9 protein-coding genes are annotated in these 13,471 nt (G+C 69.1%); 5 read left to right on the top strand and 4 right to left on the bottom strand.

Features of this window, described 5'->3' with window-relative positions:
• Position 1: 1 nt before the first annotated feature.
• Together LDO22_RS20300 and LDO22_RS20295 are read left to right on the top strand one after the other, a co-directional pair.
• Entirely contained in the window at positions 2 to 1,468 is a 1,467-nt protein-coding gene (locus LDO22_RS20300) for a DUF58 domain-containing protein (protein ID WP_224025471.1), read from the top strand.
• Positions 1,465 to 3,942, top strand: coding sequence for a DUF3488 and transglutaminase-like domain-containing protein (locus LDO22_RS20295; RefSeq protein ID WP_224025470.1), 2,478 nt, complete (start codon positions 1,465 to 1,467; stop codon positions 3,940 to 3,942). The genes LDO22_RS20300 and LDO22_RS20295 overlap by 4 nt, the downstream gene beginning before the upstream one ends.
• A 61-nt stretch (positions 3,943 to 4,003) precedes the next feature.
• Here LDO22_RS20295 and LDO22_RS20290 read toward each other — a convergent pair whose 3' ends face one another.
• Together LDO22_RS20290 and rsmI are read right to left on the bottom strand one after the other, a co-directional pair.
• Positions 4,004 to 5,503 (bottom strand): NAD-dependent succinate-semialdehyde dehydrogenase, encoded by a 1,500-nt coding sequence (locus LDO22_RS20290; protein WP_224025469.1) that lies wholly within the window; start codon positions 5,501 to 5,503, stop codon positions 4,004 to 4,006.
• A gap of 193 nt (positions 5,504 to 5,696) precedes the next feature.
• Positions 5,697 to 6,572, bottom strand: a complete 876-nt coding sequence (gene rsmI, locus LDO22_RS20285; protein WP_159632505.1) for a 16S rRNA (cytidine(1402)-2'-O)-methyltransferase — start codon at positions 6,570 to 6,572, stop codon at positions 5,697 to 5,699.
• A 45-nt stretch (positions 6,573 to 6,617) separates the two neighbouring features.
• On the opposite strand from rsmI, the gene LDO22_RS20280 reads away from it, so the two are divergent.
• Both LDO22_RS20280 and LDO22_RS20275 read left to right on the top strand, forming a co-directional pair.
• Entirely contained in the window at positions 6,618 to 8,345 is a 1,728-nt protein-coding gene (locus tag LDO22_RS20280) for a phospholipid carrier-dependent glycosyltransferase (RefSeq protein ID WP_224025468.1), read from the top strand.
• A gap of 67 nt (positions 8,346 to 8,412) precedes the next feature.
• Positions 8,413 to 10,242 (top strand): AMP-dependent synthetase/ligase, encoded by a 1,830-nt coding sequence (locus LDO22_RS20275; RefSeq protein WP_224025467.1) that lies wholly within the window; start codon positions 8,413 to 8,415, stop codon positions 10,240 to 10,242.
• Here LDO22_RS20275 and LDO22_RS20270 read toward each other — a convergent pair.
• Together LDO22_RS20270 and LDO22_RS20265 are read right to left on the bottom strand one after the other, a co-directional pair.
• Positions 10,233 to 11,465, bottom strand: a complete 1,233-nt coding sequence (locus tag LDO22_RS20270; protein ID WP_224025466.1) for a TIGR01906 family membrane protein — start codon at positions 11,463 to 11,465, stop codon at positions 10,233 to 10,235. The genes LDO22_RS20275 and LDO22_RS20270 overlap by 10 nt on opposite strands.
• A gap of 124 nt (positions 11,466 to 11,589) precedes the next feature.
• Complete coding sequence (locus tag LDO22_RS20265; RefSeq protein WP_224025465.1) at positions 11,590 to 12,582, bottom strand: stage II sporulation protein M; 993 nt, start codon at positions 12,580 to 12,582, stop codon at positions 11,590 to 11,592.
• 88 nt (positions 12,583 to 12,670) lie between these two features.
• On the opposite strand from LDO22_RS20265, the gene LDO22_RS20260 reads away from it, so the two are divergent.
• On the top strand, positions 12,671 to 13,471 hold the full coding sequence (locus tag LDO22_RS20260; protein ID WP_224025464.1) for an RDD family protein: 801 nt from the start codon (positions 12,671 to 12,673) through the stop codon (positions 13,469 to 13,471).

Below are 13,471 nucleotides of genomic sequence, written 5' to 3'. Positions count from 1 at the left end.
CATGGCCTTCCTGCACAAGCTCCCGAAGCACCTGTTCACCAGGCGCGGATGGGGCATGCTGGCGGCCGGTGCCTTCACGCTGGCTGCGGCCCAGGTCATGGGCCGCCGCGACCTCCTGACGCTGGCCCTGCTGCTGCTGGTGCTTCCGCTCGTCTCCCTCGCAGGCGTCCGCCTGGTGAAACCCCGCTTCCGGGTCTACCGGGAATTCAACCCCTCCCCGGTGGAAACGTCGGCACCGGCCACGGTCAACCTTGCGGTGGCCAGGACCGGCCCGGGCAGCGGGCGGGTGGTCATGGAGGAGCGGCTGCCGGGACAGTTTGGCCAGGCACCCGCGTTCCGGTTCCCGTCCCGTTCCGCCACCGGCGGCACCAGCCGTTACGAATACCACCTGACGTCCAGGTATCGCGGGCAGTTCAGGATTGGGCCGGTAACGGCAGAGTTCACCGACCCCTTCGGCCTCTCTCTGCACCGGCGGCCCATTGACGACGGCGACGTCCTCACCGTGACGCCGGCCGCCGTCGCTCTGCCTGCCACCGGACTGGGCGGAGCGCGGGGCAACGACGGCGTCACCGCCACCCGCGTGCGCGCGAATCCCAGCGACGACGATGTCATGACCCGCGAATACCGCCATGGGGACCCAATGCGGAGGGTCCATTGGGCGGCGACGGCCAGGCACGGGGCCCTGATGGTCCGGCAGGAGGAATCGGTCACCACGCCGGAAGCGACCATCATCCTTGACCACCGTTCCAGCGCGTTCGCCGGCGGCCTTGGAACATCCATGCCGGGGCTTCCCGGCCACGATGGGCATGCGCCCGCCACCAGCGACACCTTCGAGTGGTCCGTGGTTGCCGCCATGTCCGCCGGCGCCCACCTGGCTGAACGCAATTACAGCCTTCGGCTGCTGGATGCCGCCGGCGACCCGGCATTCCTGCACTCGCCCTCCTCTCCGGAGCCTGGGGCGGAGGAGTACAGCGGCGCATCCGGCCTGCAGTCGATCGCCGAGAGCCTGGCGGCCATCCATCTCTCCGGCACGCTCCACCCGCGGCGGGACGGAGCGCACCCGGAGCTGCCCGGCAGGAACATAGAGCGGCGGGCTGCTGCCGGGGCGCGGACGCACGTGGGCAGCGACCAGGGGCCGCCGGCATTTGATGACCGCTTGATGGACAAGCTGTCCGCGCACCGCATGCGGGGGCCGCTGATCGCAGTGTTGGGCCGGATTACCAAGGAGGAGGCAGCAGCCCTGGCGCCGGCTGCCGCGTACGGGACCGATGCGTTCGCACTCCTCGCCGTGGAACGGCCCGCGGAGTTTCAGGATGTCCTCGATGTGCTGCGGCAGGGCGGCTGGCGGGCCGTAGCCGCGGCGCCGAAGACCCGGCTTGCTGCTGCCTGGGGCCAGTTTGCCCAGGACCCCGCCCTGCCCGTCGCGCCCGCAGCGGAGGTCCGCCGGGGAGCGGGGGTGGCGAAATGACCATCGCACCGGCCCGGACGAGGAGCTCCGGAGACCAGGCCCGGGACAATCGGCGGGTTCCTGCGGGGCGCACCGGTGCGGGCGCCTATCCCTGGGCCATGGCGGCTGCAATCTCCTTGGCGGTCTGCGGGGCGGCCCTGTCCCTGAACGGTGTCCTTCGCGGCTGGAACTGGTACTGGCCCGCCATGACCACCGTGCTGGCGGTGGCCCTCACGCTTGCCGCGCTCCGTTCCGTCCGCGCCCAGCCGCTGCTGGTCACCGCCGGAGGGTTCGTGGCGCTGGGCGGCGTCCTGACCATGACCTTCTTCCGCGGTTCCAGCTTCCTGTGGGTGGTCCCCACCGGTGCCACGCTGCCGGAGCTGGACCGGCTGATCCAGCGCGCCAGCGAAACCGTGCTGGCGGAGACAGCGCCCGTGGCGCCCAACGCCGGAATTGTCATGGTGGTCTGTGCCGTGCTCGGCCTGGCGGTCATTCTGGTCGATGCCCTCGCGGTGCCTCTGGGGATGCCGGCCGCCTCCGGCACCGGCCTGCTGGCCCTGCTGGTGGTCCCGGCCATGATCAAACCCCAAAGCGTGGGAGTGGGGAGTTTCCTTGCCACCGCGGCGGGATACCTGCTGATCCTTGCCGTCAGCCAGTGGTTCGCCCCGGACGGCAGGCTGCAGGGCGGACCGGCACGCAGTCCCGGACTGCTGCGCCGCGCCGCGCTGACCGGGGCCGTGGCCCTGGCCGCCACCCTGGTGCTGCCACTGGCCATTCCGGGCTTCGACCGCGGCACCTTCCCCCAGGGGTCCAGGCTGAATCCGTGGGGCGCTTCCACCGGCCTCAACCCGATGATCACGCTGGGCAACAGCCTGCGCACGCCCGACGGAAGCGGCAGGATCACGTACGCCACCAATTCACCGACGCCCCTCTACCTGCGCTCGGTGACCGTGGACAATTTCGACGGCGACTCCTGGGGCCCCGACGACCGCAACGTATCCCGGGTCCCCCTTGACGGCCGGATCGACCCCGGCTATCAAGTCCTCACCGACGAGCAGGTGCGCCTGGTCACCGCCGTCGACGCCGGTTCCTTCACCAGCCCCTACCTGCCGGTCCCCTATGCCCCTGAAACCGTCCGTGGCCTGGGCGGCCAGTGGACCTGGGATCCGGCCACGCTGAGCATCAAGGGCACGGACACCACCACCCGGCGGCAGGAATACCTGGTGACCTCTGCCGTGCCCAAGCTCTCCGCAGCCCTGCTGGCCCAGTCCTCGGCCCCGGCGCGCGGCATCCCCGACGTCTTCACCAGCATTCCGGGCAATGTGCCGGACATCGTCAAAACCACTGCACAGACTGTGGCCGGATCCGCCGGGACGCCGTACCAGAAAGCCATGGCCATCCAGAAGTACCTGCGCTCGTCCGAGTTCACCTACTCGCTGCAGTCACCGGTGCAGGGCGGCTACGACGGCAACGGGCTCTCCGTCCTGGCAGATTTCCTGCAGCAGAAGAGCGGCTACTGCATCCACTACGCCTCGGCGATGGCCGTGATGGCCAGGCTGGAGGGCATTCCGAGCAGGATTGCCGTGGGTTACGCCCCCGGCAGGCTGACAGGGGCCACCATAACGGTGGCCGGCCAGGGGTCCCTCCCTGAGTACGAGGCCGATGCCCGCGACGCCCACGCGTGGCCGGAACTGTACTTCCAGGGCCTGGGCTGGGTGCCCTTCGAACCGACCCCTTCGCGGGGAGTGGTCCCTGACTACGCCACGGAGACCTCAGCACCATCAGTGGCGGAATCGCTGGGCAACAACGACGGACTCATTCCCGACACCGTCCCGGTACCAGCACCGTCCCCCAGCGCAACGGCACAGGCCCTCCCGGGCGCAGGCGGAAGCGGCTCCGGCGACGGCGTGCCCCTGATGCCTTGGCTCCTTGGGACGGCCGGGGCGGTGGGCCTGGTACTCCTGGCCGCCGCGCCGCACCTGGTGCGCGCCGGCGCCCGGTCCCGGCGGCTGCACCCGAAGCGCCCTGACCTGGCCGTCCCGCTGGCGTGGAGCGAGCTCCGGGACCTCGGCACCGACTACGGGCTCCCCGCGGGGAACAGCGAGACGCCGCGGGCCTACGCGGCCCGGTTCCGCAGCACCCTGCTGGGCGAGCCCGGCGGTATGGACCAGGACGCCCACGGGGCGGTGGCCTCCCTCACTTCAGCCTTTGAGCACCACAGGTATGGACGTCCGGGCGCCGCCAGTTCCGCCGATGCAGCAGTCCAGGACCTTGCAGCCGGCATTGCCGCCGTGGAGGCGTCACTGCGCGCCAATGCCCCGCTGCCAAGGCGTTGGGCTGCTTCGTGGGTCCCGCCGTCGGTCACCCTGCGGCTGGGCCGGCTGCTCAGGATGCCGTTCAGCGCTGCCGGCCGTGCCATCCGCCGGGTGCCGCACGCCCGGGCACGCTTCAGGTCAGCGCCGGACGACGGCGGCGGCAGGGCAGGCGGGGGCTGAACACACAGGTACCGGCCGGGGAAGTCCCGGCCGGCACGTGTGGTCTTGCGGACTGCCGGGGCTAGCCGGCGTAGGGGTCGGCGATGCCGATGTACTGCGTGTAGAGGTACTCCTCGATGCCTTCCAGGCCGCCTTCGCGGCCCAGGCCCGACTGCTTCACGCCACCGAAAGGTGCCGCAGCGTTGGAGATGACCCCGGCGTTCAGGCCCAGCATGCCGGTTTCCAGCCGCTCACCCATCCGGATACCGCGGTTGATGTCCTTGGTGAAGACGTACGCCACCAGGCCGTATTCGGTGTTGTTGGCCAGCCGGACGGCCTCGTCCTCGCTGCTGAAGGTGATGATCGGGGCAACCGGGCCGAAGATTTCCTCGGACAGGATCCGGGTCCCCTCGGAAACGCCGGACAGGATGGTGGGCTGGTAGAAGTAGCCCGGCCCCTCCACGGGAGCGCCGCCCAGGACTGCCTTGGCACCGGAGGCCAGGGCGTCGGAGACCAGCTCGTGCACCTTGTCCCGGCTCTTGCCGTCGATCAGCGGGCCCACCTTGGATTCGGGTTCGGTGCCCCGGGCGGTGGTCATTTCCTTCATCTTCGCGGCGAACTTCTCGGCGAATTCGGCCGCCACCGACTCATGGACGATGAACCGGTTGGCAGCGGTGCAGGCCTCGCCCATGTTGCGGAGCTTTGCGGCCATCGCGCCGGTGACGGCAGCATCCAGGTCGGCGTCCTCGAAGACCAGGAACGGGGCATTGCCGCCCAGCTCCATGGAAGTGCGCAGCACGTTTTCGGAGGCGTCGGCCAGCAGGCGGCGGCCCACCTCGGTGGAGCCGGTGAAGGACAGCTTGCGGAGGCGGGAATCCTTGATCAGCGGTCCCGTGGTGGCCCCGGCCGTGGAGGTGGGGATGACGTTGAGGACACCGGCGGGCAGGCCGGCCTCCTGCATGACGGCGGCGAACAGCTGGGACGTCAGCGGCGTGAGGTTCGCGGACTTCAGCACCATGGTGCAGCCGGCAGCGACGGCGGGCGCGATCTTGCGGGTGGCCATGGCCAGCGGGAAGTTCCACGGGGTGATCAGCAGGCAGGGGCCTACCGGCTTCTTGGCCACCAGGAGGCGGGATTTGCCGTCCGGAGACACCGAGTAACGCCCGAAGGCACGTACTGCTTCCTCAGAGAACCAGCGCAGGAACTCCGCCCCGTACGTCACTTCGCCGCGGGCTTCGGCCAGCGGCTTTCCCATTTCCAGGGTCATCAGGAGGGCGAAGTCTTCAGCCCGTTCCGTCACCAGGTCGAAGGCCCGGCGGAGGATTTCCCCCCGTTCGCGGGGCGGTACCTTCGCCCAGGACTCCTGGGCTGCCGCGGCAGCGTCCAGGGCCGCCGCACCATCTTCGGGGCCGGCGTCGGCAATGCTCAGCAGCACCTTCCCGGTGGCGGGATCCTCGACGTCGAACGTCTTGCCGGACGCGGCGTCGCGCCACTCACCGTTGATGAGCAGCCCAGTGGGAACGGAGGCCAAAAGCCGGGTTTCGCGCTCGGCGGTAACGGCCGGCTGTGCAGTGACAGTCACGATGACTCCCTCGTCGGTAGGGTTGTGGCAGCCCGTCGCCGCGGCCGGAGTGACCGGGATCATGGGGCTGATTAACTGCCAGACTACTGCGGGCCACCCCCATGGTCTACGCCGTTGCGCACTGCGGAATCGCCGCCGTGCTGTGCAGCTGCACAGCACGGGCGCAGCGCGTCACGAACGGCTTCGCTGCCCGCTACCGTGCGGCCAGGACCGCCGAGTAGAGCTCCCGCTTGCTGACCCGGGCATCTTCGGCGACGGCGGCTACGGCCTCCTTCAGCCGGATGCCCTGGGCCACCAGTTCATTGACGGCCGCAACGTGGTCCTCCGGGGTGCCGGCTGCCTGTTCGGGGGCGCCGCCAAGCACCACGGCAATCTCGCCGCGGACCTCGTTGTCCTCAGCCCACTGCAGGAGCTCGCCCACGGTGCCGCGGATGACTTCCTCATACGTCTTGGTCAGTTCCCGGCACACTGCGATGGGCCGGTCCGGGCCGAACCTCTCCCGCAGGGCCCGCAGCATGGCTTCAAGCCGGTGCGGTGCCTCGAAGAACACCATGGTGCGCCGCTCCCCTGCAAGGTCCGCGAGGCGCGAGGCCCTCTCACCGGCCTTGCGGGGCAGGAATCCTTCAAAGCAGAACCGGTCAGTGGGCAGGCCGGACAATGCCAGCGCCGTGAGGACCGCGGACGGCCCGGGGACAGCGGTCACGGGAAGTCCCGCGGCGATGGCCCCCTCCACCAGGCGGAAACCGGGGTCGGACACCGCGGGCATCCCGGCGTCCGTAACCATGAGAAGGGTGCTGCCTGCACGGACCTGGTCCAGGAGCTCGGCCGTCCGGGTGGCCTCATTGTGTTCGTGGTAGCTGATGACGCGGCCCGCAACGGCGACACCTAGGCTTTGGACCAGGCGGTGCAGCCGCCGGGTGTCCTCTGCCGCCACGATGTCCGCGGTGCCCAGCAGTTCCACCAGCCGGGCGGAGGCATCGCCGGTGTTCCCGATCGGAGTGGCGGCAAGGACGATCCGTCCCGCCGTCGAAGGGGCGGGCTCGGGAAGGGGGCTGGGGTTCGGGTCCACCCACCAAGCCTACTGCTGCCGGGTCTTCCAGCCGCAAAAGGTAGCATGGGGCTCGTGACGCAGACCTCGACGCGGCCCGCCGGGGCCGGGAAACCCAGCCCGGCGGCATCCCCAGCCGGCACCGGCGCCACTGCAGGGGAACCCGGCGGGAAAGCAGTCCGGCCCTGGATCAGCCGGCCGGACGAAGCGTTCACCGCCGAGGCGCTGACGACCAGGCTGATCGGTACCGGACTATCCTGGCGCGACTATCCGCCGTCGCTGCGGCTCTGGTACATCCTGGTCCCGGTGCTCACGGCGGTGGCCGGCGGCCTCCTCCGGTTCATCCGCCTCGAAGTGCCGCACAAGCTGGTGTTCGACGAGACGTACTACGTCAAGGATGCCTACTCCTACCTGATCAGCGGCTACGAACGCAGCTGGCCGGACAAAGCCAATGATTCCTTCAACGCCGGGAACCCCGATGTCCTGCTGAACACTCCGGAATATGTGGTCCATCCGCCGGTCGGCAAATGGATGATTGCGGCGGGCATGTGGCTGTTCGGGCCGGAGAACCCCTTTGGCTGGCGCTTCGCGGCAGCACTTACGGGCACCCTCACCGTGCTGCTGGTCTCCCTGATCGCCCTGAAACTGTTCCGCTCGCTTCCCCTGGCGGGCGCGGCGGGGCTGCTCCTCGCCGTCGACGGCCACCACCTGGTGATGTCCCGGACATCGCTGCTGGACATCTTCCTCACGTTCTGGATCCTTGCCGCCTTCGGCGCCCTGCTGATGGACCGCGACGACGGGCGCCGCCGCCTGGCCGCACGGCTGGCACGCGCCGCTGCCGCGAACGGCGGACAGCCACCGGCCGGCACGTTGCTGACCGGCCCATGGCTGGGCGTGCGCTGGTGGCGGGTTGCCGCCGGGGTCTGCATGGGCCTGGCGGTGGGCACCAAATGGTCGGGCCTGTTCTTCCTGGCCGGTTTTGGCCTCCTCACCCTGCTCTGGGACCTCAACGCCCGGCGGGTGGCGGGCATCCGGGGCTGGATCAGCGGCGGAGCCATCCGGGACGGCATCCCGGCGTTCATCGGCATGGTCCCCGTGGCAGGGATCGTCTACTCGGCGACCTGGACAGGCTGGTTCCTGTCGGACAACGCCTACTTCCGCCATTGGGCGGAAAGCAACCCGTCGGCGGAATGGGGGTGGCTCCCCGACTCAGTCAGGTCCCTGGTCCACTACCACCTGGAGGCGTACAACTTCCATCAGGGCCTGAGTTCGGAGCACCCCTACCAGGCCAGCGCCTGGAGCTGGCTGGTGATGGGGCGGCCCACGTCGTTCTTCTATGAATCCCCGCCCCAGGGCACCCCGGGCTGTGACGTGGAGAAGTGCACCTCCGCCATCCTGTCGGTCGGGAACCCGCTGATCTGGTGGCCGGCGGCCATCGCGCTGGTGGTCCTGCTGTTCTGGTGGGCGGGACGCCGGGACTGGCGCGCCGGGGCCGTGCTGGCCGGCGTGGCTGCGGGCTACCTGCCGTGGTTCATGTATCCGGAGCGGACCATGTTCTACTTCTACGCGGTCTCCTTTGAACCGTTCCTGGTCCTGGCCCTGGTGTACTGCCTGGGGCTGGTGCTGGGAAGGTCCTCGGATCCGCCGTGGCGCCGTCGCTCCGGACTGTACCTGGTGGTCCTGTTCCTTGCCGCGGTATTGCTGCTGTCGGCTTTCTTCTACCCGATCTGGACGGCCGAAGTGATCCCGTACGTCGACTGGAAAGTCCGGATGTGGATGCCATCCTGGATCTAGGGCAGGATGGCAACAGAGACCTGATGGAGCCGCTGCCGCGGCGTGGCAGCGGAAACGGAGACCTGCTGTGAGAGAAGCGAGTACCGAACTGCTGGTTGAGCTTGACGCCGACAGCAACGTAACGGACCTGCTGCTGGAGCAGCACGCCGTCAACCCGGCCCACGCCCTGTACCGGCGGAAGGGTGCCAACGGCTGGGTGGATGTCACCGCGCAGAAGTTCCTGCAGGACGTCAGCGCCCTGGCCAAAGGCCTGATCGCCGGCGGCCTGGAGCCCGGCGACACCGTGGCCGTCATGTCCCGCACCTCCTATGAGTGGACGCTGGTGGACTTTGCCATCTGGTTCGCCGGCGGCGTCACGGTACCCATCTACGAGACGTCCTCCGCAAGCCAGGTGCAGTGGATCATCCAGGACGCCGGAGTCCGCCGCGTCTTCGCCGGCGACCGCGCCACGGTGCAGCTGGTCACCGGCGTGGTGGCAGGTTCCGCCGAGCTCAGCGACCGCCTGGTCAACGTGGTGCGGATGGATTACGACGGCGAGGCCCCGGACCTTGCCAGCCTCGCCGCTGCAGGCACCGGAGTCAGCGACGCCGAGCTGGAGCGGCAGCGCAGCCGCGCGGGGCTGGCCGACCTCGCCTCGCTGGTGTACACCTCGGGCACCACGGGAAAGCCCAAGGGCTGCGAGATCACGCACGGGAACTTCGCCCTGGTGGCCAGAAACATCGTTGCGTTCCTGCCCGAAATCCTGCAAAAGGACCAGGCCCGCACCTTGATGTTCCTGCCGCTGGCCCACGTGCTGGCCCGGGCGGTCCAGGTGGTCTGCCTGGCCGCAGGGGCAACCCTGGGACACACTCCGGGCGCGGCGCAGCTCCTGGAAGACCTCGGCACGTTCCGGCCCACCTTCCTGCTGGTGGTGCCGCGCATCTTCGAAAAGGTCCGGGCAACGGCGGCGCACAAGGCCGCCGTGGCAGGCAAGGGGAGACTGTTCGATGCCGCGGCAGCAGCCGCGATCGCGTACTCCCGGGAACTGGACCGGCAGAGCCGGGGCGACGGTCCGGGCCCCGGGCTGCTGGTCCGGGCCCGGCATGCGGTGTATGACCGCCTGGTCTATCCGCGGCTGCGCCAGGCGCTGGGCGGAGAGGTGGGATACACCGTTTCGGGGGCCAGCCCGCTGGCGTCCGAGGATGCACACTTTTTCCGTGGCGTGGGCATTCCCGTCCTGGAGGGTTACGGGCTGACCGAGACCACGGCGCCCTGCACCGCCAACACCCCGTCCCGCACCAAGGTGGGAACTGTGGGGATCCCCATTCCGGGCACCACCATTCGCGTTGCTGAAGACGGCGAAATCCTGGTGAAAGGAATCGGCGTCTTCAGGGGCTACCACGGCAACCCGGCGGCGAACGCCGAAGCGTTCGTGGACGGCTTCTTCCGCACCGGGGACCTTGGCGTCCTGGACAAGGACGGCTTCCTCACCGTCACGGGCCGGAAGAAGGACCTGCTGGTCACTGCAGGCGGCAAGAACGTGGCGCCGGGGCCGCTGGAGGAAAAGATCCGCGCCCACCAGCTGGTGGGCCATGCGGTGGTGGTGGGCGACGGCAAGCCCTTCGTCTCGGCCCTGCTGACGCTGGACCCGGAAGGCGTTGCCGACTGGCGGTCCGAGCGTGGCCTGCCTCCGCTCCCCCTCAGTGAAGCTGCCGGCGACCCCCAGGTCCTGGCCGCCCTTCAGGAGGCAGTGGACCTTGCCAACCAGATGGTGTCCAAAGCCGAGTCGGTACGGACGTTCAGGCTCCTGGACGCCGAATTCAGCGTGGAGTCCGGGCACCTGACGCCGTCACTGAAACTGAAGCGGGCCGCCGTCGTCAAGGAGTTCCAGGCGGAGATCGCCAAGATCTACGGCTGATCCACCTTTTCCTGCTCCCCGTCCACGCGCTTTTCCTGCGGCGCAACACCGCGGCGGCGGCGGGTGGGCCACGTGAGCACCAGCGTCACGATGGACGCCAGGAGCACCAGGGCACCGATGCCGATGCCCGCGTCGATCCAGAACTGGCTGGGGAACAGCCTGATCAGGGTGTCGTCCAGGCTGAACGTCCAGGACCCGTCAGCGAAGAAGATCCGGTGGAACTCGGTGAAGAACTGCTGCCAGCCCAGTGCCGCCAGTGCTCCCAGGCCCAGGATGAGGACCAGCGTGATGATGGAGCCGGCGAAGAGGCCCCGCCGGACTCCGCCGGTGCTGCGCCTGCGCAGGTACAGGATTGCGATCAGCGCCAGGAGGAGCAGCAGCGCACCGGCGCCGAAGGTGGACAGGATGACCGTTTTGACGTCGGCCATGTGGCTGACTTCGCCGTCCTTGAAGAGTTTATCGCCGCCGCGCTGCACCAGATCGCCCAGGTACCTGGGGCCGGACCAGTTGAGGAGGTAGTCCACGGCGTAGGAGCCGTAGGTCATCCTGTCGTCGGTGCTGAAGCCGTAGCCATCGCCCGGGAAACCGGGACGGTTGTACTCCACCCAGAGGAAGAGCGGGGTGGTCACCGCCCGGACGGCAAGGATCAGGAGGATGAACGGGTAAATGATGGCCAGCAGGACCTGCATGACGCGGGGCGCCACAGGCTTGGCGTTCGCGGCGCTTTCACGCTGGGCGTTGCGGCGCTCCACTTCCTCCTCAGGGGGACGGACGTGCAGGGCGGAGGTGGGAAGGGGCTCCTTGAAAACCGGCGAGGCACTGCTGCCGGCATGCCCGTCCGTGGAGGCGGTGGCGGTTGACGGGCCGGAGCCGGGCCTGCCGGCGGCAGACGGGCCGGCACCGGCATTCCCCGTGGCGGAGGATTCGACGGCGGCTTCCGCAGCCCTGCGGTGGGCACGGCTTTCGGGCTGGGCGGCGTTGCCTTCTGCCGTGGACTCCTGCCGCGCAGGCCCGGCCCCGAGCGGTTCTGCCCCGTCAGTCTTGTCGCCGCCGGGTTTCTCTCCGCCGGACGTGTCGCCGTCGGTGTTGTCGCCGTCGGACTTGCCGCCATCAGTGGGCGTCAGCCAGGAGAACGCGGGCTCGTCGGAATCCCTGGACGTATCCAGCAAAGGTTCCGGCTGCGGCGCAGCGCTTTTGGCGCGGACCGGTGTTTCGTCATTCACAGCAGCGTCACTTCCGTTGGGTTCCGCACCGGCCCCATGCCGCCGGTGCGATTGATTCTGCTGTCGAGCCTACCGTCAGGGACTTCCGCTGGGCGAGGAACCACCCCGGCAGGATTACAACGATTCAGGCAGCGATTTCCGTGTAGCCCGCGTCTTCCCGGCGGAGGTCCCCGCGTTCCCCGGCGAGGAATGCGCGCCTGCCCCACACCAGGACGTAGATCCAGTACGCGGCGAGGACTGCCGCGCCGATGCCGATCCTGGCCCAGGCAGGCAGCGGGCTGGGCGTGACAAAGCCTTCCACCAGCCCCGAGACGAACAGTACGAGGACCAGCCCCAGGGCCACCGTGACCAACGACCGGCCTTCTTCCGCGACCGCCCGCCCCCTGGTCCGCGGCCCGGGCGAGACCATGGCCCAGAAAATCCGCAGGCCCGCGGCCGAGGCCACAAAGACGGCGGTCAGCTCCATCAGCCCATGCGGCAGGATGTAGCTGAAGAAAACATCCGATTTCCCGGCGGACGCGAAGATTCCGGCGGCAATGCCCACTCCCTGGGCATTGCCGAACAGGATCATCGGCACCCAGACTCCGGTAATCCCCAGGGCCACGGCCTGCGCACTGATCCACGCGTTGTTGGTCCATACGGCTCCGGCGAAGGACGCTGCAGGGTTCTCCGAGTAGTAGTTGATGAAGTCCTGCTCCACATAGTGGGCGGCGGCGGTCTCCGAGGCTACGGCCCTGAGTGCCTCCGGTGACGTCCCGATCCATGCCGCATACGCCGCGGCGATGAGGACGAAGGCTGCTCCACACGCCAGCGTCAGCCAGGTCAGTCGGTACAGCGCAGCCGGCAGTGCCACCACGAAGAACCTGGCAAGGTCAGCCATGGCATTGGACCGTGCCCCGGTAAAACGGGTCCTGGCCTGGGCCAGCGTGGCTGAGAGGGATGCCGACAGCCCGCTTTCCGGGGCCACGGAACGGACCAGCGACAGGTGGCCGGACGTCGACTGGTACAGCGCCAGCAGCTCGTCAGACTCGGCGCCGGTGAGCCGGCCTTTTCCCGCGAGCTCCTGCAGCCGCGCCCATTTGTCCGCGTTGACGGCGGCGAAGGCATCCATGTCCACGGCTACAGCCTAGCGCCCGGCATTAGACTTTGACCGTCCGCACCATCGGACGGTCCATACCAGCAGCTGCGAAGGGCGGGGACGCAGTGTGAGCCAGATAATCACCGGCGAGGCAGTAGTACTCGAGCTGCGGCCAGCGAGCTTCGCGGCCCGGGCCCTTGGCCTGGTCATCGACGTCGTCGTCCATGTGGTCCTGCTCGTGCTGATCATGATTGGCCTGTCCGCCGCCGGCGCTGACCTGGACGATGCTGCCGCGCGCGCCCTAGGCCTGGCCGCCGTCGTGTTTTGCCTGGTGGTGGTGCCGGTGGGGGTGGAAACACTCAGCCGGGGCCGGTCGCTCGGCAAACTGGCCACCGGCCTGCGGGTGGTGCGGGAGGACGGGGGCGCCATCCGGTTCCGGCACGCCGTGATCCGCGGGCTGACCGGATTCCTTGAGATTTACCTGACGTTTGGCGGCCTTGCCCTCGCCGTGGCGCTCTTCAACGACAAATCCCGGCGGCTCGGCGACCTGCTCGCCGGCACGTACGCTGTGCGCAGCCGGGTTCCAGCGGACGCGGCCGTCCGGGTTTTCGTGCCGCCGTACCTGCAGTCCTGGGCTGCCGCGGCGGACATTGGGCGCATCCCCGACGCCACGGCGCGCAGGGCCGCCCAGTTTATCCGCCAGGCCGGGCGGATGGCTCCGCTTTCCAGGACAGGCATGGCCCAGGCGATCGCCGAGGAACTGTCGGCCCATGTGGCACCCGCCCCGCCGGCCGGGACCGGTCCCGATGACTACCTGGCCGCCGTCGTCGCTGAACGCCGGAACAGGGAGTACACCAGGTTGACGCAGTCACGCCGGCGGAACACGGAGACCGGCCAGCGGCTGCAGCGCCTGCCCTTCGCCGAGTGA

Source organism: Arthrobacter sp. NicSoilC5, from assembly GCF_019977395.1.
Taxonomy (GTDB): Bacteria; Actinomycetota; Actinomycetes; order Actinomycetales; family Micrococcaceae; genus Arthrobacter.
This window is presented reverse-complemented; position numbering and strand designations above follow the sequence as displayed.

Bases quoted from the DNA above. Each gene is read 5' to 3' on its own strand.
- LDO22_RS20300 (WP_224025471.1), top strand. From the start codon at position 2: ATGGCCTTCCTGCACAAGCTCCCGAAGCACCTGTTCACCAGGCGCGGA.
- LDO22_RS20280 (WP_224025468.1), top strand. From the start codon at position 6,618: ATGGGGCTCGTGACGCAGACCTCGACGCGGCCCGCCGGGGCCGGGAAA.
- LDO22_RS20295 (WP_224025470.1), top strand. From the start codon at position 1,465: ATGACCATCGCACCGGCCCGGACGAGGAGCTCCGGAGACCAGGCCCGG.